The sequence below is a fragment of the Candidatus Limnocylindrales bacterium genome (assembly GCA_035559535.1).
In the GTDB taxonomy this organism is placed as follows: domain Bacteria; phylum Moduliflexota; class Moduliflexia; order Moduliflexales; family JAUQPW01; genus JAUQPW01.
Window position 1 is genome coordinate 29,199 of record DATMBG010000043.1, and the last position, 23,211, is coordinate 52,409.

The following is a 23,211-nucleotide window of genomic DNA, read 5'->3' on the forward strand; positions in this document are numbered from 1 at the left end:
AACCCTTTTCTCCATCCAGATTATGGGAAAGACAGGTGGGTTGAGTAGCAAATTGTTCATCCTGGCCATAGTGGTTTCACTTTATGGTTGTGGAGATTTCGAGAGTAGCCCGACTGAAACCGAACCCCTAAACGGAATAGGTACCTTGAACGGCCGAATTATCACCGATGCCGGAACTCAACTCTCTCAGGCTACTTGGTTGGAGAAAATATTTGCATGGGCCTTTACCTTTATATATCCCGCCGAGGCCGGAATCAATACAAGTAACACGGTGGGAGTTCCCGGCCTCCTGGTCCTGTTGCTGGATGAAAGAAATAATGAAATAAGTACCACGGTTACCGGGCAAAACGGTGAATTCGTTTTTATGGGTATCCCCTTTGGAGATTTCATCGTAAGGGTCATGCAGGCCTCTAAAAATATCGACTTCCAGTTCGGAGTTAATATAACTCCTAACAAACCAGATCATTCCATCCTTTGTAAAATCGAAAAAATAAACGGAGAGAAAAACGTGATTGGAGAGGTTAACGGGGTCCCGGTTACCATCCATAATAACCTTACAGGGTCCCCCTTTTCGCTTCCTATTCCGGCTCCGGCTGTTGCTACGCCCACACCAACTCCTCAAATGGTTCTATCCAATCCTTCAACTTCAGTCCGACTGGAACCCACTCCAACCCCTTATCGTTCCGAGTCAGTTCCCACACCGACTCCCTATCCGGCCACACCAAGCCCTATACCAACCTCCACGCCGACCCCAACACCGTCTCTCTCCACGCCGACCCCAACCCCTACCCCAACTTCCAATGCAACTTCCACACCGACTCCCTATCTGGCTGCACCAAGCCCTACACCAACCTCCACACCTACCCCAACACCGTCTCTCTCCACACCGACCCCAACTTCCAATTTAACTCCTACGCCGACCCCGACCCCTTCGGCAACTCCAACGCCTGATGTGACGCCCACGTCTACCCCGACCCCTTCGGCAACCCTAATGCCTAAAGTAACTCCCACCCCTACCTCGACCGTGGTTCCGCCCTTAAAGCGAATATTAACCGGAAATCAACAGAATAAATAAAAAGAAAAAGCTCCAAGTACCGAGGTTGCCAAAGATTATCCACAAAGGTGTGGATAGAAGGTGTGGAAAAGAATGAGTATTTCCTTAAGAAATAGTAAGAAGAAATCATTGACAATAAAATTTATGTCAATTTATCTTAAAATAAGAGATTTAGAAAGATTAAGTTATGTGGAAAAATCTAAGTCTTTTATCCGGGTTGAAGGCATATCTTCAACAATGTTGTCATAGGGAAGTTTCTCGTCTGATACGGATCTTTCGGATGTTTAAAGAAGATGATTGTCTGCTTTGGTCTTCTTCCATTTCCTTTTTCACCCTGTTTGCAATGCTTCCCTTAACAGTTCTGGCGTTTTCCCTTCTAAAGACTTTTGGGTTCTTTACGGCGTATCGGGAAGCCATTCTCAGTTTCCTTTTCAAGAATTTTTTCATTCAAAACGAACCTCGAGTTCAGGAGTATTTCACCCTGTATTTTGAAAAAGGGTACGAGGTAAACTTTCTTGGATTGATCTCGTTTATTATTACTTCGTTATTTTGGCTAAGCTCTATTGAACACGCCCTTAACAACGTTTGGAAGGTGAAAGAGAATCGACCTTTTTTCCAGAGATTTCCGGCCTACTGGACTACCATTACCCTGGCTCCGGTCCTGTTTGGAATCTCCTTTTATTTGTCGGCTAATATTAACAAATATTTTCATCTCTCTGAATCTTATGTGAGATATCTGTATGAGTACACATTGCCTGTTTTTTTATCCTGGTTCATTTTTTTTCTCATTTACAAACTTCTGCCCCGGCATTCGGTTTCAACCCGACCTGCCATCCTCGGCAGCCTGATAGCAGCGATTCTATGGGAACTGGCCAAGCGGGCTTTTTATTACTATACCCATAATCTGGCGAACTACGAAAAATTATATGGTCTCTTAGGGGCCATTTTCTCTTTTCTCCTATGGACCGAAGTGACCTGGATTATTTTGCTTTTTTGTGCGGAGATTATATACGATTTAGAATACGGAGAAGATTATCAGACAAAGCTTGAGATCGAGGAAAACTCTCAGCTCATAAAAACTACAAAAGTATAGTGAGTTTATCTTGACGTTTCCTTTAAATCATGTAAATCATGTCAGCTATAGGAGACAGGGAAGGTATAAGATAAAGAGGGAGAAACTATTTCACTTTAAGGTAAAGGAGAGGAGGTTATGATTCTTAAAAAGTTATTTTTAGGAATTATTTTCATACTTTCAGGTCTTATCGGGGTATTGGCTTATAGTGCCGGGAAATACGACCCCGGTGCCAGCGATACTGAGATTAAAATCGGTAATACCAATCCATATAGTGGGTCTGCTTCGGCCTATGGCACAATCGGCAGGTCTATTGCGGCTTATTTCAAAAAAATTAATGAAGAGGGCGGGGTCAACGGTCGCAAGATCACCTTCATCAGTTATGATGATGGATATAGTCCGCCCAAGACGGTGGAGCAGGTACGGCGGTTGGTGGAACAGGATCAGGTATTGTTTTTGTTTCAAACGCTGGGGACTCCAACAAATACGGCAATTTGGAAATACCTGAACCAGAAGAAGATACCGCAGCTCTTTGTAGCCACCGGAGCTACCAAGTGGGGAGATCCCGAAGGGCATCCCTGGACGATGGGTTGGCAGCCCAATTATCAAACCGAGGCAAAGATCTATGCCCGTTATATTTTAGAGAATTTGCCCAATGCCAGGATTGGAATCCTATACCAAAACGACGATTACGGGAAGGATTATGTAAAAGGGTTTAAGGACGGGCTTGGCGAGAGGGCCGGGGAGATGATCGTCTCAGAGCAAACCTATGAGGTGACGGAACCTACTGTAGATTCCCAGATTGTGAATCTGAAAAACAGTGGAGCCGATGTTTTATTCAATGTAACCACACCCAAATTTGCTGCCCAGGCGATCCGGAAGGTGGCGGATATAGGTTGGAAGCCGGTCCACTTCCTGAACAACGTATCGAACTCTGTAGGATCTGTGCTTCAACCGGCCGGTCTCGAAGCCTCTAAGGATATCATTTCCTCTTTCTATTTGAAGGATCCAGACGACCCTCAATGGGCGGACGATCCGGGTCGAAAAGAGTGGCTGACATGGATGGAGAAGTACTATCCCGAGGGAAATATCCATGATTTATTTAATGTCTACGGCTACACGGTAGCCCAGGCCCTCATTCAGGTATTAAAACAGGCTGGAGATGACCTGACGCGGGAGAACATCATGCGCCAGGCTGCAAATATCAAGGATCTGGAGTTGCCGATGCTCTTACCCGGAATCAAGATCAATACCAGTCCCGCAGATTTTTATCCCATAGAACAGCTACAACTGGGTAAGTTTAACGGAGAGAGATGGGTTCTGTTCGGCGAGGTTATTGACGCCAGCAAGAAATAAATAATATCAACTCCTTCTCAAAATTGTTTACTTAGTTTTGCTTAATATTTAAGTGCCCCTTACCCCCGGCCCCCATACGCGCCAGAATAGGAAGGTTAGCTCCGGCGGGGCGACCTGTTTCACAGGCCGCTCCTCTGGAGCTTGAAGAAAATTTTGAATGACTGAAACCCCCGACTTGCTCGGGGGCTACCGACAGTTTGCCCCTGACGGGACTTTTCAGCTTGACCTGACACCTGGAGGTTGAGGGTGGGGGAAGAGTTCCATAGAATTAACTTTACAAGGGAGGGGATGGGAAGACCGATGTGGTGGTGTGGAGACCTGGGACGGGGAGCTGGTATGGGGTATGGTCTGGTGGGGGGATAGTGATTCAACCCTGGGGTTTAAGGGGAGATGAACCGGTACCTGGGGATTATGATGGAGACCGAAGAGCGGACTGGGCGGTTTGGCGAGGGGATAAAGGGCAGTGGTACATAATTTTATCTTCTACAGGTCAGATTGTGGTGAAGTCGTTGGGGCAGGCAGGGGATCAACCGGTGCCTGGGGATTACAATGGAGATGGGATTACGGATCTGGCTGTTTGGCGTCCTGGGACTGGGACGTGGTTTATAAGTATTGACAAGTAGCAGGTGAGGGGGTCCTTCGGGTAGACGGCAGCCGCCATGGCCCCCCTCCATGGCGGGTTTTACTTTTTTTACTTAGTTCCTAACCCCTCCAACACCCCTTCCCTTACAGGGAAATCGGGGGGATTAGATCCAAAAAGATACCCCTGAAAGGGAGAGCTGGGGAATGTTCGGTCAGAAAAAAGTGACGCCTGCAAAATTGTGACAGTTACCAATAGTTCATTAAGTCTCTGGAGTAATTATTTTTAAGGAAAGGGCCTCTGCAGCCAGGAAATTCTCGGGATTTCGTTGGGGGGTGAAAATAGCTAAAATCCCGGGTTGTTTGCCGGGAGTTAAACTCCCCAAGATTTTTTCTAATCCCAGGTACCGGGCGCCGTTTAGAGTAGCCCATTGAATTAAAAGGGCCGAGGAGAGATGGGGAAATGCATGCTGGATTGTTTTAAGCTCGTCCAGGATACTGAGCCGATCGTTACTGGCTAAACTATCGGTGCCCAGAGTAATATTGGGATGAACGGCGGCCATTTGATCGATGGGAGGAAGCCGACCCTCAACAAAGAGGTTGCTTTTAGGACAAAGGGCTATAAAGGTGTTGGGTTGAGTAGCCAGGTGCTGAAGTTCGTCTTCCCGGATATAGATGAGGTGAACATAGAGTCGGCGGTTTTCAAATCCTAAACAACGTTCGGCATAAAAAACGGAACGGAGCCCGGGAGGTCTCCAGTTATCCAGGGAGTATCCCAGTTGTCGGAGGTAATCGGCAAAAAACCCCCTGCCTTTTTCAATCAGCATACGCTCTTCCGGGTTTTCTAATAAATGCAAAGATAGAGGGGTTCTCGTTTCCAGTGCGTAAGCAGCTACTTTCTGCAACAGAGGTTCCGAACAGGAATAAATAGCATGTCCTGTTAATCCGGTTGCAATCTGGGTTCTGAACTCTAATAAGTTTTCTTGTGGAATTATATCCCCTATCTTTGCGGGTCTTCGGGTCGATCCCTCTCCATGTTCCTGCATCTCCAGGTCTCCATTTCTCCGCATCGTCTCTCGATTCAAGAAAGCTTTTCCCTCTTCAAAGATTCGTTCGGCGGCTTGAGGATCGAACTTAATCAATTCGAGAAGGAAGAGTCCCTGTAACCCGGATTCCCTAAAAAAAGGGAGGGAACGTCCTGTATTTCCAATATCAACCAGACCAACCACTCCTTCCTGCCGCAGCTCCTGCAAGGCTTCTTGAATTCCCTGCTCGATCCTCAAAGGATCGGCATTTCGTAATCCCATTACCTGTCGAACAAAGGAGGGTAATCCTCCACCCGGTCGAAGTCGGCCACGCAGATGGCTTAATTCCAAATGACAGTGGGTGTTTATGAATCCCGGAACCAATACCGCTTCATAACGCTGTTCCGGGACCTTGGGAAATCGTGCTCGCACTTCTCGCCAGGGTCCACAGTCCAAAATCATTCCATTCTTAGAAAGGACCACGGCCCCTTCTCGAAGAGGAGGGGTTGTGATGGGAAGTACAAGGGGGGCCGTTATCAGGGTAACCGGGGAGGAATAAGAAAAAGGGGGGAATATAGAATCCCCTCCCGTTCTCCCACTCTCCGGTCTTCTCATTTTTCTTTCGTCTTTCATTAAAGGATTGTCTGGATTCGTTCGAGGGCTTGGTATCTTGGCGGAGTTCTTTAGGGATGGAGTTAGATCAATTCATATTGCATATTTCGCCGTCTTGGAATAAATCCGGCCATACGGATATGATACTCGGCCTGAGCAGTATCCATTTTGTAGTGGGCTCCTGCGGCTCTGACTACATTTTCTTCGATCATGATCGAACCAAAATCATTAGCTCCGTAATAGAGTCCGGCTACGGCGATTTTAACCGGCATGGTGACCCAGGAGACCTGGAGATTATCCACGTTATGGAGCATAATTCGGGAGATGGCCAATGTAGCCAGGTATTCATGTCCTGTGGTATTTCCTTCAATTCTGCGTCCTAATACCGTGTTTTTGCTTTGATAGGGCCACGGGATAAAAGCCGTAAATCCCCCTCGTTCCTCCTGTAGCTCACGGATACGGATTAAATGTTCCAGGCGATCTTCCAACGTCTCAATATGCCCAAACATCATGGTAGCCGTTGTACGGAGGCCCAATTTATGGGCTACCCGCATGACCTCCAGCCACTCTTCGGTGGTGCACTTATTTTTGGCAATTTTCCGTCGAACCCGATCCACGAGAATTTCGGCACCGCCACCTGGAATGGAATCCAGGCCTGCTGCCATCAACCGCCGGATAACCTCTTCAATGGAAAGCTTGCTGATCTGGGTAATATGAATGATTTCCGGGGGACTCAAAGCATGGAGTTTAATGGGGTAGCGACTTTTGATCTTTCGGAAGAGATCTTCGTAATATTCAATTCCCAGATCTGGATTATGCCCTCCCTGAAGGAGGAGTTGATGCCCACCCAGTTGTAAGGTCTCTTCAATTTTTGCATACAGCTCCGCTTCTGTCAAAACATAGCCTTCCTCGTGACCAGGGGGTCGATAAAAAGCGCAGAAGTGACAATCTGCATTGCAAATATTGGTGTAGTTCACATTGCGGTCGATGATATAGGTGACGATCTTATCCTTTTTCTTCATCATCCGCAATTCATGAGCCAGAAGCCCCAGTTCACTCAGGGGTAGTTTTTGATAAAGCTGTTTTCCCTCCTCCAGGCTAAGGGGTTGGAAAGAAAGGGCTTTATCTATTAAACGGGTTATCATAAAGCCAGAGGTCAGACGTGTAGGGGCAGGTTTAAAACCTGCCTCTACTATCTGATTCCTGAATTTAATGGCCTGCCTTAAGTTCTTTCAGTTCAGAAATAAGTCCTTGCTGTCCAGCCAGATGATAAAATCGTCGAAGGCCTTCATATTCCTTAGAACCCAATTTGTAGAGGATGGCAGAGGTTAGATAAGATTCATAAATATCCGGTGAACCTCCGTGGAGTTGGGCCCATTCCCGGGCAATTTCCGGGATATGTTCCAGTCCAACCTCCAGGCTTTGATAGAAGGCCTGGATCAAATCCTCGCGTAGAGAACCCAATTTAGCCGCCCAGAAGGCAAAAACGAAGGGAAGTCCGGTCCATTCTTGCCACTCCAGGGCTAAATCATACACATAAGGAAATTGCCGACGATAGAGGAAAGCCCGGTCTCCGATGATAAGCCCCCCTTGCCTTCCTCGAATTTCTCCTTCGTATCCGGGTTTTCCAATGTGGAAAGAAAGGGATCGTTTATATTTACGGGCCAGCAGAATCTGGACCAGGGCATTGGAAGTTCGCGAGGAGTAATCTAAGATAACCGATTGAAGGGAAGAAATGGGGACTTCGGCCACCAACAGAACCGTTTGTACAGCTCCTCGGGCTGCAATTCCTATATCAGGAACCAGGGTCAAATCGGGAATACGTTGATACTCCAGGGAAGGGATCAATCCAATCTCACCGTTCCCTTCTATAAGGGCTTGGGCACACACACTGGGGATTTCAAAAGACAACTCATAACCGGCCGGGAGCATTCCTCGCTCCAGACCGTAGACTAAAGGTTTGGTATTCAGATAAGAAACAGCAATAATTCGGATCATGGGTCTGCTCTCCGGAGTCAGTAACTCCAGCAAAAGATAAGAAATCGCTATAAATCCTGGAGATTCTTGAAATCTCGAAAGTTTTAGCCTAACGATAGGGAATAAACAATCAATAACCGATAACAGACGACTTATGGAGTAGCTTCTGTCGGTTCCCCGAGATCTTCCACAACGCCGTACAGGCTGTCCCGTTCAATGGGATGACGTCCGGCCTCTCGGATAAGGCGGATGAGTTCCTCCCGGGTCATTTCCTGGGAAGTTTTGGCTCCGGCCATATGATAAATCTTTTCCTCTACCACCGTTCCATCGATATCATCCACCCCATAACTTAGAGCCAGTTGAGCAACCTCTGGACCAATCATGATCCAATAGGCCTTGAGATGGGGAATATTATCCATCATTAATCGGCTTACTGCGTAAGTCTTAAGATCGTCTACCACAGAAGTTTGAGGGATGTGAGACATATCGTTGTTTTCATTGTGGAATTTGAGAGGAATAAAAGCGGTAAAGCCACCGGTTTCATCCTGAAGATCTCGAAGAGCCAGCATGTGGTGGAGCCGATGTTCATAGCGCTCGATGTGTCCATATAACATGGTACAGGTGGTACGTATCCCTAGTTTGTGGGCAGTTCGATGTACTTCGAGCCATAACTCTTGATCAGCCTTGTCGGCACAGATCTGTTGACGGATCTCCGGATGAAAAATCTCGGCTCCTCCCCCCGGCATAGAATCCATACCGGCTTCCTTTAAGGTTCGTAGGGCCTGTTCAATGGTCATCTTAGAGCGTTTGGCCATATATGGAATCTCAACGGCTGTAAAAGTTTTTAGATGAAGTTCAGGGCGGATTTTCTTGATTCCCCGGAGCATCTCCGCATAATATTCAACCCCCAGCTTGGGATGAACCCCGTTTACAATATGAAGCTCATGAACAACCCGATTATCGTATTGGTGTACTTTACGATAAACGTCTTCCAGGGACATTTCATAACCGCCTTCCTGTCCGGGTTTCCTGGCAAAGGAACAAAAGCTACAACTGTAAATACAAATATTGGTACTGTTAATATGAAAATTCCGAATAAAATAAGCTTTATTTCCATGAAGTCGTTCCCGTACCAGGTTGGCCAGATATCCCAGCAGGTTTAAATTATCGCAATTAAAAAGCCGCAAACCTTCTTCAAAGTTGAGCCGTTTTCCTTCGTGGACTTTCTCAATAATATCTTTGTAACCGGGATAACGCTCGAATAGTATGGAAAGCAAAGTTCCTCCTCAATAAAGAAGCAAGAGGACCAAGAACAAAGGGAAAAGGAAATTTTATTTTTGCCTTTTATCCTTTGCCTTTTATCCTTTGCCTTTTGCTAAAAAACGGTTACTTCCACCGGATGAGGGATGATTCCTTTCTGATAACCTTTTTCCAGGAAGAGTTGAATGGCTTTTCTTCCAGATTCCCCAAAATCCAGAGTTAACTCATTAACATACATACTTACAAATTTATCCGTCAACTTCGGTTTCAAGCCCCGGGCAAAGTTAGCCGCATAGACCAGTGCTTCTTCCCTGTGGGTAAGGGCATAATGGATACTCTGTTTCAAGTAAGCCGAAATTCGGGGGATTAAATCCCAACCCAGATCTCGGCGAATCACATTTCCGCCCAACGGAAGTGGTAATCCGGTCTCTTCGTACCACCATTCTCCTAAATCGATGATTTTATGAAGTCCGAGATCTTTGTAAGTGAGCTGACCTTCGTGAATAAGAAGTCCTGCTTCACAAACCCCTTTCTGTACGGCCTCTAGAATTTTATCAAAGGGAATAATTTGGTAGGTAAACTCAGGCTGGAAGAGCTTTAAAGCCAGATAGGCCGAGGTTTTAATCCCCGGGATAGCGATGGTTTTTCCGGCCAATTCCGAGGGAGGAAAAGGTTTAGAGGCAATAACCAGGGGACCATACCTTAAACCCATGCTGGCCCCTGAGGAAAGAAGGGCATATTTATCTGCAATATACGCATAGGCATGGAAGGAAATGGCAGTTAGATCATAGACTCCCTGAGTCGCTTTTTGATTAAGGGTCTCGATATCTTGGAGAATATGTTTAAAATGTAAATGGCCTGTATCTATTTTCCCATGAGCCAGCGCATAAAACATGAAGGCATCATCGGAATCCGGACTATGGGCTATAGTAATTTCTCGAATGGACATAAGCTACCTCCCCACTTATAAGGGTATGCTCCCCCCGGGGAACTGTCAACCATCTAAATGTTAGATTTCAGTTTTCCTGGGTAAACCTTAACTAAATAACCCCCTCTTTTTTAAGAAGCGTCAGATCTTCCTGGCTCAAATTCAAAAGCTCTCTGAGAACTTCCTCCGTATGTTGTCCTATTTCAGGTGCCGAACCCTGGATATGGGAAGGGGTTCTCGAGAACTTGACCGGATGGGAAATCACTCGAACTTTGCCGATACCCGGGTGATCTAACTCGGTAATCATCCCTCGGACTTTGAGGTGGAGATCTTCGGCGATTTCATCGATAGTGTTGAGAGGTCCTCCCGGGATACGATTTGCTTCTAAAATTTGGATCCATTGATCGGTCGTTTTTGTTTTGGTTATGGTGGTTAGAAGGGTTTCTAAAATTTTATGATGTTTGGTGCGAAGATCATTGGTTTTAAACCGCTCATCCTCTAAAAGATCTTCACGACCTATCGCTTTCAAGAACCTCTCCCATTGATCATTTTTGGAAATAGCCAGAACGATATAGCCATCTTGAGACGGGAATACCTGAAAAGGAGTAACCACCGGATGTCGAGTTCCCAGAGGTCCTGGAACTTCTCCGGTGGCAAAGTATCGGGAAAAAGCGTTCTCCAGTAGTGCAACCTGGGTATCCAGCATGGCCACGTCGATCATCTGTCCTTTTCCTGAATTGCTCCGCTCGTAGAGGGCTGCAAGTATTCCCAAAGCAGTAAATAGTCCGGCTCCCAGATCGGCTATCGAAAAACCAGCTCGAACCGGAGGACCTCCAGGTTCGCCTGTGATACTCAACGTTCCGGCCATCCCCTGAATAATAATATCATAGGCACCCCTTTGGGCGTAGGGTCCTGTTTGACCAAATCCTGAGCAGGCCGCATAAATGATCTTTGGGTTTACCTTTTTTATTTCCTCATAGCCTAATCCCAATTTATCCATAACGCCAGGCCTGAAATTCTCTAGAAGAATATCAGACTTTTCTGCGAGTTGTAACAGGATTTTTTTACCTCTAGGATCTTTTAAATTTAATGTAACACTTTTTTTTCCCCGATTGATACTTAAAAAGTAAGAACTCAACCCTTGAATATAAGGGCCGTGCTTTCGGGTAGGATCTCCTTCACCTGGAATTTCTATCTTGAGCACCTCAGCTCCCATATCCGCAAGAAGCATACTCGCAAAAGGGCCTGCAAGAGCCCAGGTTAAATCTAAAACTCGAATAGAATGGAGGGGTCCTGGCATAAGCGGATTATTTAACCGGCCATGAAGAGAAGAAAGGGTTAATGATTCCTTGTTAATTTAGACGATTTAGGGTAAAAAGTTTAAGAGTTAACACAAACTCCTTGACAAGAATCCTCTTTGTTTAGTATGTATTCTCTAGTATTTTATCCTTAAATTACAACTTCTACAAGCTTTCTTTAAAAAGAAAATGGACGAAGAGATTATAGCCAGTTTCGTTCATGAGATCAATAATTCTTTGTACGCTATTCAACTCTCTGTCAGCCATGCCTTAACAGATTTAGAACCGGAGAGAAAAACGCAATTGTTAGAAGGGGTCTTACAGCAAATAGATCAGATAGCCGACTTAACAAAAAAACTAAGGGATTTTTCCAGGTCTTCCCAGGAAATCTCGGAGATAGAGGTAAAAAGCTTCTTGAAAGAGATTATTTCTCTGTTAGCACCCTATCTCAAGCGTAAACGTATTCAACTTAATACCCAATTCGAGGGGCCACCCCTTTTTATAAAAGCTAACTTGAATCAATTGAAAGAAGAATTTTTCAATTTGATCAAGCGTATTGGCATAGGAGAAGTTGGAAAATCTTCTGGGCCCCAGGAGTTGGAAATAAAAGTAACCGACCAAGGAGATCAGGTAATTATAGAGGCGATGGGGCCAGAAGTACCGGCAGATCGATTTGCGATTAGTAAAAACCTAAGTTCGCAAATCTAAGGAAGATAAGGGTCGATGTATGGCTATAAGTAAAAGTAAAATTAAAAGGAAACGAACAAAATTAAAACAAAAATATAAACGAAGGAAAAAAATGCTAAAGCTCAGGAAGCAAGAAGCTGCAGCCATGGGCAGTCCAGAGGCCGGCACTTCGGAGGTTAAGCCCGAAGGAAAATCAGCCCAGAAATCGGCAGGTGAAGGAAGAGGCACTCCAAAGCCCGCGGGGTTTATTCAGGAAGAGGAGACTTCTATACCCGAAGAAGCTGGAGAGGTTACGCCTGAACCTGAAGAATCGGAATCTGAATCCGAGTAGGGGCATGGGCGCCATGCCCTTACTTAGGGGTTTCCTCAGAGCATTTAGCTTGAAATCAAGGGAGTATGGGAATTGGCCTGTACTCCCGCTTCTTTTTATTCCCATACTCCCCAAAGGGGTTATTTGAAAACGAAAGGGAAGTTTTAGTGGGCTAAACGAGCTAAAGACTCCAGGTGACTTTTAGTTCCCTCCTGCCATCCTTAAGGTAAGGAGAAGACAAATCCATATTTATCCGTCCTTTTCAGGAAAATTTTTCCCCATCCTTCAGAATTCCTGGTAGTTCCCCTCAGCTTTAAGCCTTAAGGGGTTGTTGAGAGTCTCAGGTTAACAGGAATCTTTCCGTTATCCGAATCGATGTAGTATTTTTTAACCTTGGAGAGGATTTTTTCCATATATTCCAGATAAAGACGGGTTCGGGTAACATCTGGAGACTTTTCATACTCTTTGAGAAATTCCTTAAAGCGGTTTGCTTCCCCGGTTGCTTCAGAAATCTTTTTTTCCTTATATCCTTGGGCTTCCAGCAAAAGGGATTGTGCTTCTCCACGGGTTTTAGGTAAAAGATTGTTTACGTAGCTATGGGCTTCGTTAATTTTTCTTTCCTTATCGGCCCTTGCATTGGAAACATCTTGAAAGGCCTGGACTACTGCCGGATCCAGATTAATACTCATAATATTTGCTGAAATTACATGAATACCACTCTTATAGCGATCCAGGGCTTCCTGGGTTTTTTGTTTCACAATATCTTGAATAAGTAAGCGTCCAGAAGTTAGTACCTCATCAACAGGTAAATTTAGAACGGTCTCTGTTAATATGGAAGCGGCAACATTTTTTATGAGTTTCTGGGGATCTTCGACCTCAAAGAGAAATAAAGCCGGGTCTTGAATTACATACTGAAGGACCATGGCAATATTGAGGATATTGGTATCTCCCGTCAGGAGTTCCATTCCCAGGGGAGATTCCTGACCCTGGCCTTCTGCAACCAGCTCGAATCCCACCCCTGTTTTCATAACGGCTGTGGTCTTGAGGGTATTCACCTGATCTACCGGCCAGGGGATTCGATAGTGCATTCCAGGCCCTAGGCGAGAACTTATAATCTTACCAAAGCGCCTGATGACTGCCTGTTCGTCGGGGGCAACGGTAAAAAAACCCGTGGATAAATACCCGGCCATCAGAACAAGGAAAAGGATTCCAACCAACTGAACTTTTCTTTTTTGGGTCATAACGGGGCCTTGCGTAAAGGTTTATAGATAATACCTTGTAAAGCCTTGAACAATAAAGATTGTCATTGCGAGCCTTCCACTCCTCCAGGATGAGCCCGGCAAAGCAATCTTTTCTGTCAACGGGTTGTGTTTTGCTTCACCTGCCATAACAAGTTGAATCCATTAAAACCAGCGTATCAAACAAGGACGTTTGACCTACTTTAAAAGGCGGTCAAAGTCCTCCTCTTTAAGTTGAGGGATTATCAGGTAGGTTAAACGTCTCGTTTGACATATCAGGATTACCCCCTTCAAACGAGACGTTTGACCTACCAGGCCCGGCTATCTTACAGGGGCCTGGTCTTTCAAAGCCTCTTTCTTCTCGATAACAGGTTTCATTCCTTCAGGGTTATTAAGCAATTTAATTACATCGGCATCGGAGGGAAAAAAGATCAAGGTTCGGGTATCAAAAATTTTCTCGTAAGCCTCCAGGGTTCTCAGGAACTTATAGAACTGAGGGTTATTGCGAAATGCTTCGGTATAGATTCGCATGGCTTCACTATCTCCTTGGGCCCGATAATTTTCCGCTTCTTTATAGGCTTCTGCTAGAATTTTTGTTTTCTCCCGTTCTGCCTCTGCGATGATACGAGCAGATTCCATCTCCCCCTCAGAGCGATACTTTGTTGCCATACGGCCACGTTCGGCCACCATACGTTCAAAAACGCTCTGTTTATTCTGTTCCGGGAAATTGAGGGCGACCAGGCGAACATCGGTGACTTCAATTCCGTAATTCCTGGCATTTTTTCGGGTATTCTCCAGGATTTGAGATACAACCTTTCTAAACTGAAATTCTTCCGGTTGCGTAGAAATTAATGCATTTAAAGGATAGGTCCCCAAGGTAGAGCCGATTTCGGAAGATACCATATCGGCCAGTCGAATTTCTGCATGGGTTCTATCTATAAGGGTTTCCACAAATCTCTTGGGATCTCCCACCCGCCATAAAATGATATTGGAAATAGAAATATGATTCTTGCTTTGGGTCAGATATTCCATACTGGGAGGTTGGAAGCTCATGAGGCTTCGGTTGACTTTTTGAACCTGATGAAAAGGTGCGGGGAGCTTTACATGGAGGCCGGGTTCTGAAAGAACCCTTACGACTTTTCCAAATCGCTTGACCACGCCATATTCACTCACATCTACAGTAAAGAACATGGAATAGAGACAAAGCAGCCCTAGAACTCCCCCCAAGAAGTTAATTGATTTTTTAGTTCTGTTGGGGAGATGTCGGAAACGTAAGACCGTTTGTGACCAGAATCTTGTAAAGAAATTCATTAAACTTTTAGGTTCCCAAGGGGTTGAGATATTTCTCATGGTTCTTGTACAAGAGGCCGAATCATCCAAAGATCGACATCTTTGACGTATCGAGACCCGGGCCTTATGGTTTTTTGAACTCTCGGTAAAACCGTCTCAAGGGTTTCTATGTAAAGGCGGAATTGATTGAGCTCAGGGGAAAGTTGATAGGCCTGGTTTCTTAGAAGGAAGGCCTGGGCATCTCCCTGAGCTTTCAAGATTTTTTCCTCTTTAAAAGCCAGACTGGACTGAATGGTACTGGCAGCTTCTCCTTTAGCTGCATTGATGGTTTCTTCGGCAAAGGTCAAAGCCCGATTGATGATATGAATTTTATCTTCCTGGGCACTGGCTACATCCCGGAACGCCGAGTGGACTTCTCGGGGAGCATCAACCGATAACAATTGTACAAAAAGAACCTGGATACCCGCCTGATAACCATCCAGGGCATCTTGGAGAATACGTTGTACCTTCTTTTCTATATTTCCCCTTTCCGTCGTCAGGATCGAGTCGACCATCATCTGCCCGATAACTTCACGAAGTCCGGCTAAGGTCATACTTCGTACCAACCGATCTGGCTCACCGAATCTGTAAGCATATTGTATAGGATCCTTTATCTGATATTGTACCGTTAAATTGATATCTACAATGTTTTCATCTCCGGTTATCAAAAAAGCCTCATTTTCTACTTTTTTCTGCTCGGCCCAGAGGGTCATGGAGGTCATAGCGGTTGGTGCGGGATTTGAAGGGCCTGCTACGGTTAAGGTTTTAACTGGATTTGGATTGTTCAGGCTAGAGCCGGCCGAGGTTCGGAACCCAATCTCGACCCTTCGAACCAGATCTTGATGAATCTTTTCGATTTTTTCGATAGGCCACGGCAGATGGTAGTGAAGACCGGGAGTTAGATCAGAGGAGACTATTCTCCCAAAACGTAATTTCACTCCGATCTCTCCAGGTTCGACGGTTATAAAACCGCTATACAGGTAAAGAAGCACAAGACTAATGATAACACCCCATTTGATTCGGGGGGTTGTTACATGAAACCCGGTAAAGGTACTAAGCCAATCTCGTATCTGGATCCACTCTTCGGGTATGTGGGTCCGGCGGACGCTGGAGATAAATAAGCCGATCATTGCAACGGCCACAACAATTTTGAGGCGCTCCGGAATAACACTGGTGGTGGTTCCAAAAGTAGCCCGGGGATCGAGGCCAGAGCTCAGATATATCCAGTTGACTATATATCCGGCCAATAAGCTCATCACAACAATGGATCCCAGGTAGAGAGCCATCACCTTACGACCCAAAAATTTTAATAGGACTACAATGGCCCCTATATTGGTTGCAGGCCCGGATAAGAGAAAAACCAAAGCAGCTCCCGGATTTAATCCTTTTAAGATGAGGGTTGCAGCAATGGGCGTCGATGCTGAAGCACAGGTATAGATTGGAATCCCGATGAGCAGCATAAGCAGCATCGTTGTAAAACCACCACTTAGATATTTTTCGATGATAGAGGCCGGAAGGAGTGTAGCGATAATCCCGGATAAAACCACTCCCAGGACTAACCAGTAAGAAGTTTCATCAATCAATTCGAGAAATCTTTTATAAAATTCCCGAGTCCAGTAGGTTAAACGGCTCGTTTGCTGTGTATGCGTAACCGCAGGGGGTTCTAAGAGGGTTTCCAACTGAGGAGGAGGTTCTAGCAAAGACCCCTCCTCTACCAGATCAGAATGGGGATCCCGGGTTAGAGGGGGTTGATCGGGTCGCGGAGTACCGGCTGTATCATCCCCCCATAAATTCGTTACAATACCGGCCGTCATGGCTGTAAAAAAAGCGGCTATGGGACGTGCTACGGTCATAATGGGATCCATCAGAGCATAACTCAGGCTGATGGAATCTACGCCGGTTTCCGGAGTTGAAATGAGAAAAGAAACAGTGGCACCTTTGGTGGCACCCTGTTTTCTTAAAGAAAGCGCCGTGGGAAGGACTCCACAGGAGCATAAAGGTAAGGGCACTCCCAGAAGAGATGCCCAAAAAACCGACTTGATCTTTCCTGCTCCCAGGTATTTAAGAAAGGTTTTGGCAGGAATGAGTAAGTTTAAGAGAACCCCTATGATATAACCAAAGAGAAGAAAGAGAGAAGCTTCCTTAAAAACCGTCCAGATTTCTTGAAGGATTTGAAGTAAAAAATCAATCATTCGTCACCAGAAAAACCTACCCCACCCTTTGTCTATCCAGAAGAATTAATCCCCTCGTCTTATAGGGACGAGGGGATGAAAGGTCAGGTATTTTTTTGTATTACTACTTAAGCCCTCACCCCCAGCCCCTCTCCCACGCTGCGGGAGAGGGGGGGTTGGGAAGCGAAGGCAGCACTGGGGGTGAGGGGCCCCTCACCCGTACTCTAAATTAAATGGACTATGTACTACTACCTTGTAAAGTTAGCTTTTTTAATATACCTTAAAAACTCCCTTAGGGGGGATCTGTTTATAGCAAAATAACTCCCCAACTTTATGAGAGGAAGCTCCGTTAAGAGCAACCGGTTCGGAACAGATCTACCCCAGATCGCTGCTGGGAGGGTCAAACGAGACGTTCGAGTCAAACGAGACGTTTGACCTACTCCAAACAGTCAGCTCCTGACGGGGTTTTATTAACTTTACAAAGTACTACTTTGGTAAATACTTCTTGTCTAACTGGCAGGCCACGGAGTATTGAGGATCGACCACATTGGCAACTTCAATTTGAGCCGCCTGCCCCAGTAATTGATAAGCTTCCATTTTGTCAAAGCCGTAGTCTGTAACCAGCCAGTTAATTAAATCCACACAGGCGATTCTCAGGGCATCGATCAAAGGTCGTGTGCTGCCGATAGACATGATGAATTTATCATTCTCCAGACGGGGCCAGTTGATGGTTTTCCCTTTGATCAAATCCACGGTGAACTCTACGTCCATGGAAGTCTCGATAGCTGCTCCCATGACCTCGCCATCTCCTTGTGCAGCATGTCCATCACCGATCATAAATAAGGCACCAGGTTCAAAAACCGGAAAATACATGGTTACTCCGGAGATGACCTCATTAAAATCCATATTAGCCCCATGGGGACCCGGAACCAGGGAGCTGATACACTCCTTTCCCGGAGGAGCCGTACCAATAGTTCCCAGGAATGATCGGATAGGAACCTCTTCCTTTCCTACTTTGCTCTTGGGCATATCTAAAACTGCCGCCGTTTTATCTGGATTAAACTTCCAAATATACAGAGTATCCTTCACCGGATCTGTCACCATTTGGGTTTTATACTCTGGAGCCAGAGCCCCAAAATAGGGAATGGCCCCGCCCCAACCCCAATCCCGGTTTGGAGCAACTTTTAACAGTTTCACCACCAGCGTGTCTCCGGGTTCTGCCCCTTCAATGTAAAAGGGACCCGTTTGAGGGTTCACTTTGGTAAGATCCAGTTTGGGAGCTAAGGTTTTGTCTGTGGGCGCAAAGGCATCATTGGATGCATCCCGGGTTCTCGTAATTACTTTATCCCCGGGTTTAATTTTTAAAGCAGGAGGATGGGAATGACAGTAAGTGAAATAAACTTTATCCCCCGGGTCATATCTATGCTCTGCCGCTGAAACAGGAAAACTCACCAGGATGGAGAAAAGAAAAACCGAAACGCTGACTACCCCTACGAATCGTTTGATTAACAACCTCATAATTAACCTCCTTAGTTAAAGTTCAGGGTTAACTCCAAGAACAGATTATAGGCAGGTAAAAGGATTTATTCAGGTTTATGATCACCTCCTTCCCCATAGACATAATTACGGTCGTACAAAAGTCTGAATAAATCCGAATTTAAGGGTAAAATCATACTGGTTTTATCGTTCATGAACGATTTATAAGCCTCCAGGGTTCTTAAAAACTGATAAAACTCAGGGTTTTTATTCACGGCTTCCGCATAGATTTTGGTTGATTCAGCCTCTCCTTCCCCTTTGTAGGCCTGGGCAACCTTGTAAGCTTCCGATACAATCCTCGTCCTTTCCTTGGCGGCCTCTGCACGTATCTTAAGCCCTTCTTCCTCGCCCTCTGATCGATACTTCATGCTAATACGTCCCCGCTCCGATTTCATCCTCTGAAAAACACTTTCCCGATTTTTTTCTGGAAAATCCAACTGTTGTATCCGGACATCTGCGATGAAGATCCCGTAATCTTGACTTGCAATCTCCCGACACTTCCTGGTTACCTCTGCCATGATCGCGTCGGCTTGATAATCTTCGGGATTCACGGTGATGAAAGTTGTCAGTTCCACCTTACCCAGGGCCGCACCTAACTGCGCCGATACAATATCCAAAAGCCTGGATTCGGCCCCTTTTTTGTCGAAAACCGTCTGTAAGAACTTCTTGGGATCTTCAATTTTCCATAAGAGAAAACTGGAAGCCATGATATTTTTCTTACTTAGGGAAAGAAATTCTTGAGACGGGGATTCAAAGACCCAAAAACGGTTATCGAATCGAAGGACATCCTGAAAGGGATAAGGGTACTTAAGTTTTAAACCCGGTGATTTGAGAACGCGAACCGGATTACCGAACTGGGTTACAATGGCATATTCCCGTTCGTCAACAATAAAAAAGCAGGACCATCCTACCAGCAGAATAAGAATTATCAGGATAATATGTATTTTCCTTTGCATCTTTACCAGCTTAAACTCTAAAATAAAAGCTTGTCAAGTTTTATTTGATATAATTATCTTAAAGCAAAATGGAGGCCTAATTAATAAATCTTTTGGAAACCTAAGGAGCTCCTCAGGAATTTAACTTTCAAAGCTTTCAAACATAAAACGTGATGCGTAAGACGTGATCAAGTCCTATATGAACCCGATAGGCCCTTTCACTGATTACGCATTGCCTTATTATTCCTTATGATTTATGAACTCAGGATTTACAAAGCGATGCCGGGGCGAATGCCGGATCTTTTAAATCGTTTTGCAAAGATAACCCTTTCGTTTTTCGAAAAGCATGGGATGAAAGTTATCGGATTCTGGCAACCCCTGGTGGGAAATAACAATGAACTTATCTACCTCCTCGCCTTTGAAGACATCAATCACTTTGAAAGAGCCTGGAAGGCCATGAAAGAAGATCCCGAATGGTTAAAAGCTCGAGCCGAAACGGAGAAGAATGGCCCCTTAGTGGAAAACGTCCAGAACATCCTTCTCACTCCTACCAGTTTCTCTCCGATGAAGTAGGAGGGTGTCGGGCGTGGGAGTGTGGGAGTGTGGGGGTATGGGGGTAGGGAAGTGGGGATAAAGAAGATGAAACTCCCCACGCCCATACTCCCATACTCCCATACCATTTTCATGAACTCTAAAGATAAAATCAAATCCCGGGCGGAAATCATTGAGATAGCCTCTCATCTTCGAAAAGCAGGGCGTAAGATCGTTACCACCAACGGGGCCTTTGACCTCCTGCATCCGGGTCATGTAAAAATGCTTCAAGAAGCAAAGAGTCTGGGAGATGTTCTTATCGTGGGGGTTAACAGTGATGCTTCTATACGTAGATTTAAAGGTCCCCACCGACCCATCTATTCGGAGCGTGATCGGGCAGAGATGTTGGCGGCGCTTGCCTGTACCGATTATATTACTATTTTTGATGAGTTAACCCCGGTCACCCTTTTAGATCATATCCGGCCCCATATTCACGTAAACTCTCCGGAACATGGGTATGATTGTATTGAAAAAGAAGTAGTTCTTCGCCATGGGGGAGAAATTTATCTTTCCAAATTAATAGAAGGTCTTTCTACCAGTTCCCTTATTGAAAAAATCTTACATGTTTATAGCCAGCCTTCTTATAAAGCCGTTTTTTTAGATCCAGAGACCCTTTTTAAAAGTCCACAGCTTATCCCTCCGATGTTAGATAATTTCGATGAGGAGGTACTTCGGGTATTACCCGGCTTTTTACAGGCCGATTATCGATTGATTATCCTGGCGAACCATCCGGAAGTTGCCATGGGCCAGCTTACCGAGCAAGACCTTAAGCGCTATTATGGAGCCGTACAACAACTTCTTAAATCCCAGGGAATTGAACTGGCAGGGATTTACTTTTGTCCTCATCATCCGGAAGGGAACGTAGCCTCTTACCGGGTGGAATGTTCTTGTCGAAAACCTCGTCCCGGCCTTATAGAGCAGGCTGTTTCCGATCTGAATCTTAATCTTGCCCGTAGTTTCGTAATAAGTAAAGGCCTGGAAAACATTTTGATGGGTCGAGAAATTAATTGCAAAACTATTTTGGTGGAAAGTCCTTCCGGCAGAGGAGCCGGAATTGTCAACTCCACTCCTACCCAGAACCCTCAACGCCATTTTTATGTGGGACCTCATTTTAGGGTAGAGGATTTTGAAGAAGCTTTAAACCTGATTACAACTCAGCAGGTCAACAAAGGATAAATATTCTGGATAGAGAAAGGGGATGGTTAAAGGATTTTTTGGACTTAGCAGGTAGATAAATCCTTATTTAAGGGCATGCCTTCCCATCGCTTGAGATTATGAAAGACGAAGATAAAACAAAGGAACAACTCCTCCGGGAATTAAAGGCACTTCGAGAATATTTGCCCAAATTAGAACAGGTAAAAACCAGGGCCGGATTGGTTCAGTACTTATTAAGGAAGAACATGGAACAATTTAAGAGTATTTATCAGGCTATTGCCAGCGGTGTTATTGTACGAAATGCCAAAGGGAAGGTTGTGTATGCAAACGAAGCTGCGTGTAAGCTCATGGGATTAACCCTGGATCAGATCCGAGGGCGAGTGCCCATAGATCCTGCATGGCGTGCTATTTATGAAAATGGTTCTCCTTTCCTTTTTGAAACGTGTCCCGGTATGTTAACCCTTCATACCGGGAAATCCATATCCAATGTAGTGGTCGGTATTTTTCCTGTCGGGGAAGAAGGTTCGATACTCCCGGGGAAACCCGGATCAACCGGGAAACCTCGCTGGATCTTAATGAATTCCCAACCTATCCTGGATTCCCATACCAGGGCTTTAAAAGGCGCGGTGGATACCTTTATAGATATTACGGAGCGTAAACATTATGAGGAAACGATTCTTCACATGGCTTATTACGATGCTTTGACGGATCTACCCAATCGTATTTTGTTTAGTGATCGCCTTGCCATGGAGCTGGCCCATGCCCGTCGTGAACAGAAAAAACTGGCCATCCTGCTTCTCAACCTGGATCGGTTTAGAGTCATCAATGATTCGTTGGGGCATACCTTTGGAGATCGTTTGTTGCAGAGTGTTGCATTTCGACTGAGAAATTGTGTACGGGAAGGAGATACCGTGGCTCGCCTGGGGGGAGATGAGTTCCTGTTGCTCATAACCGGAATTAGCCGATCGGAAGATGCTGCTAAAGTTGTCCAGAAAATCCTTGAGGCCCTCAAACCCCCTTTTCATTTCGAAGGCCATGAACTTCATATCACTGCCAGTGTGGGGGTTGCCCTTTATCCCGATGACGGAGAAGATGTCCAGACCTTATTAAAGAGCGCTAACACGGCTCTACACCGTGCCAAAGAACAAGGTCGAGATACTTACCAGCTTCACACGGCAACCATGAACGCCAAGGCCTTTGATCGGCTTATGTTAGAACATGGGCTGCGGCGGGCTCTCGAACGGGATGAACTGGTGGTGTATTACCAACCCCAGGTAAACCTCAGTACCAAACAAATAGTTGGTATGGAAGCCCTGGTACGCTGGCGACACCCGGATCAAGGAATCATCCTTCCGGCAAGATTTATTCCCTTAGCGGAAGAAACCGGACTTATTATTCCCATCGGGGAAAAGGTCTTGCGAGCCGCCTGTGCCCAGAATAAAGCCTGGCAGGATGCCGGCTTTCCACCCTTACGGGTCTCGGTAAACCTTTCAGCCCGCCATTTTAAACAAAAAAACCTGGTGGAAACCATCGCCCGGGCCCTTAAAGAAACCGGACTGGATCCTAAATATCTGGATTTGGAACTCACCGAAGGGACCATCATGGAAAATGCAGAAGAAACAATCAAAACCTTGCGCGCTTTGAAGGACATGGGAGTTCATCTCTCCATAGATGATTTTGGAACCGGATATTCTTCACTCAATTACCTGAGACGGTTTCCTATCGATACCTTGAAGATTGATCAGTCTTTTGTGCGGGATATCCCCACCAATCCCGATGATGCAGCCATTGCCGCAGCTATTATTGCGATGGCCCATAGCTTAAAATTGAAAGTAACAGCCGAAGGAGTGGAAACCGAAGAACAGTTGCCGTTTTTATATTCTCAACAGTGCGATGAAGTCCAGGGATATTACTTTAGCAAACCTCTGCCCCCTGAGGCATTTGCCCAATTATTGAAGGAAGGAGTCTCCCTTAAATCCTGATTGGATTCCCTACTGACTCAAAATCCTTTGTCCCTCTTTAGAGACCATTTCGAAAATCCCCCCTAGAAATAGAAACATACGACCACAACCTTTTTGTCGTGGAGGGATATTCGTTA

General features: G+C 45.5%; 20 protein-coding genes. 9 read left to right on the top strand and 11 right to left on the bottom strand.

The genetic code is table 11. From position 1 onward, the window contains the following. Positions 1–22: 22 nt before the first annotated feature. The 4 genes from VNM22_15760 (at position 23) to VNM22_15775 (ending at position 4,105) form a co-directional block, all read left to right on the top strand. Positions 23–1,075, top strand: coding sequence for a hypothetical protein (locus VNM22_15760; protein ID HWP48612.1), 1,053 nt, complete (start codon positions 23–25; stop codon positions 1,073–1,075). Between the two features lie 166 nt (positions 1,076–1,241). After that, positions 1,242–2,147: a YihY/virulence factor BrkB family protein gene (locus VNM22_15765; GenBank protein ID HWP48613.1), complete on the top strand. Its 906-nt coding sequence runs from the start codon at positions 1,242–1,244 to the stop codon at positions 2,145–2,147. 117 nt (positions 2,148–2,264) lie between these two features. Next, positions 2,265–3,482 (top strand): ABC transporter substrate-binding protein, encoded by a 1,218-nt coding sequence (locus VNM22_15770; protein HWP48614.1) that lies wholly within the window; start codon positions 2,265–2,267, stop codon positions 3,480–3,482. Between the two features lie 302 nt (positions 3,483–3,784). Then, positions 3,785–4,105, top strand: a complete 321-nt coding sequence (locus tag VNM22_15775; protein ID HWP48615.1) for a VCBS repeat-containing protein — start codon at positions 3,785–3,787, stop codon at positions 4,103–4,105. Positions 4,106–4,324: 219 nt separating this feature from the next. Here VNM22_15775 and VNM22_15780 read toward each other — a convergent pair whose 3' ends face one another. The 6 genes from VNM22_15780 to VNM22_15805 all read right to left on the bottom strand — a co-directional run bounded on the left by VNM22_15780 (position 4,325) and on the right by VNM22_15805 (position 11,163). Next, positions 4,325–5,701: an amidohydrolase family protein gene (locus tag VNM22_15780; GenBank protein HWP48616.1), complete on the bottom strand. Its 1,377-nt coding sequence runs from the start codon at positions 5,699–5,701 to the stop codon at positions 4,325–4,327. An 80-nt stretch (positions 5,702–5,781) separates the two neighbouring features. Then, positions 5,782–6,843 carry a cyclic dehypoxanthinyl futalosine synthase gene (gene mqnC / locus VNM22_15785; protein HWP48617.1) on the bottom strand — a complete coding sequence of 354 codons (1,062 nt, stop codon included), beginning with the start codon at positions 6,841–6,843 and terminating at the stop codon, positions 5,782–5,784. Between the two features lie 64 nt (positions 6,844–6,907). Beyond that, on the bottom strand, positions 6,908–7,696 hold the full coding sequence (locus VNM22_15790; protein ID HWP48618.1) for a menaquinone biosynthesis protein: 789 nt from the start codon (positions 7,694–7,696) through the stop codon (positions 6,908–6,910). Between the two features lie 131 nt (positions 7,697–7,827). Next, positions 7,828–8,952, bottom strand: coding sequence for an aminofutalosine synthase MqnE (mqnE, locus tag VNM22_15795; protein ID HWP48619.1), 1,125 nt, complete (start codon positions 8,950–8,952; stop codon positions 7,828–7,830). Positions 8,953–9,050: 98 nt separating this feature from the next. Further along, positions 9,051–9,884: an MqnA/MqnD/SBP family protein gene (locus VNM22_15800; protein ID HWP48620.1), complete on the bottom strand. Its 834-nt coding sequence runs from the start codon at positions 9,882–9,884 to the stop codon at positions 9,051–9,053. A gap of 91 nt (positions 9,885–9,975) precedes the next feature. Beyond that, positions 9,976–11,163: a CoA transferase gene (locus VNM22_15805; protein ID HWP48621.1), complete on the bottom strand. Its 1,188-nt coding sequence runs from the start codon at positions 11,161–11,163 to the stop codon at positions 9,976–9,978. A gap of 187 nt (positions 11,164–11,350) precedes the next feature. Here VNM22_15805 and VNM22_15810 point away from each other — a divergent pair, with 187 nt between their 5' ends. Both VNM22_15810 and VNM22_15815 read left to right on the top strand, forming a co-directional pair. Next, the gene (locus VNM22_15810; protein HWP48622.1) at positions 11,351–11,869 is read left to right on the top strand and encodes a histidine kinase dimerization/phospho-acceptor domain-containing protein; all 519 of its coding nucleotides are present in this window, start codon (positions 11,351–11,353) and stop codon (positions 11,867–11,869) included. A 19-nt stretch (positions 11,870–11,888) separates the two neighbouring features. Then, complete coding sequence (locus VNM22_15815; protein ID HWP48623.1) at positions 11,889–12,179, top strand: hypothetical protein; 291 nt, start codon at positions 11,889–11,891, stop codon at positions 12,177–12,179. 299 nt (positions 12,180–12,478) lie between these two features. Here VNM22_15815 and hflK read toward each other — a convergent pair whose 3' ends face one another. The 5 genes from hflK to VNM22_15840 form a co-directional block, all read right to left on the bottom strand. Next, positions 12,479–13,399: an FtsH protease activity modulator HflK gene (gene hflK, locus VNM22_15820; GenBank protein ID HWP48624.1), complete on the bottom strand. Its 921-nt coding sequence runs from the start codon at positions 13,397–13,399 to the stop codon at positions 12,479–12,481. A 318-nt stretch (positions 13,400–13,717) separates the two neighbouring features. Further along, positions 13,718–14,587, bottom strand: coding sequence for a protease modulator HflC (locus VNM22_15825; GenBank protein HWP48625.1), 870 nt, complete (start codon positions 14,585–14,587; stop codon positions 13,718–13,720). A 155-nt stretch (positions 14,588–14,742) separates the two neighbouring features. Further along, the gene (locus tag VNM22_15830; GenBank protein HWP48626.1) at positions 14,743–16,917 is read right to left on the bottom strand and encodes an SO_0444 family Cu/Zn efflux transporter; all 2,175 of its coding nucleotides are present in this window, start codon (positions 16,915–16,917) and stop codon (positions 14,743–14,745) included. A 465-nt stretch (positions 16,918–17,382) separates the two neighbouring features. Further along, positions 17,383–18,414 carry an acetamidase/formamidase family protein gene (locus VNM22_15835; GenBank protein HWP48627.1) on the bottom strand — a complete coding sequence of 344 codons (1,032 nt, stop codon included), beginning with the start codon at positions 18,412–18,414 and terminating at the stop codon, positions 17,383–17,385. Positions 18,415–18,479: 65 nt separating this feature from the next. After that, the gene (locus tag VNM22_15840) at positions 18,480–19,388 is read right to left on the bottom strand and encodes a protease modulator HflC (protein HWP48628.1); all 909 of its coding nucleotides are present in this window, start codon (positions 19,386–19,388) and stop codon (positions 18,480–18,482) included. Between the two features lie 228 nt (positions 19,389–19,616). Here VNM22_15840 and VNM22_15845 point away from each other — a divergent pair, with 228 nt between their 5' ends. From VNM22_15845 to VNM22_15855, 3 genes are all read left to right on the top strand, one after another. Then, positions 19,617–19,940, top strand: coding sequence for an NIPSNAP family protein (locus VNM22_15845; protein HWP48629.1), 324 nt, complete (start codon positions 19,617–19,619; stop codon positions 19,938–19,940). 66 nt (positions 19,941–20,006) lie between these two features. Continuing rightward, positions 20,007–21,134, top strand: coding sequence for an HAD-IIIA family hydrolase (locus tag VNM22_15850; GenBank protein ID HWP48630.1), 1,128 nt, complete (start codon positions 20,007–20,009; stop codon positions 21,132–21,134). A gap of 98 nt (positions 21,135–21,232) precedes the next feature. Further along, positions 21,233–23,095 carry an EAL domain-containing protein gene (locus tag VNM22_15855; GenBank protein HWP48631.1) on the top strand — a complete coding sequence of 621 codons (1,863 nt, stop codon included), beginning with the start codon at positions 21,233–21,235 and terminating at the stop codon, positions 23,093–23,095. Positions 23,096–23,211: the final 116 nt, after the last annotated feature.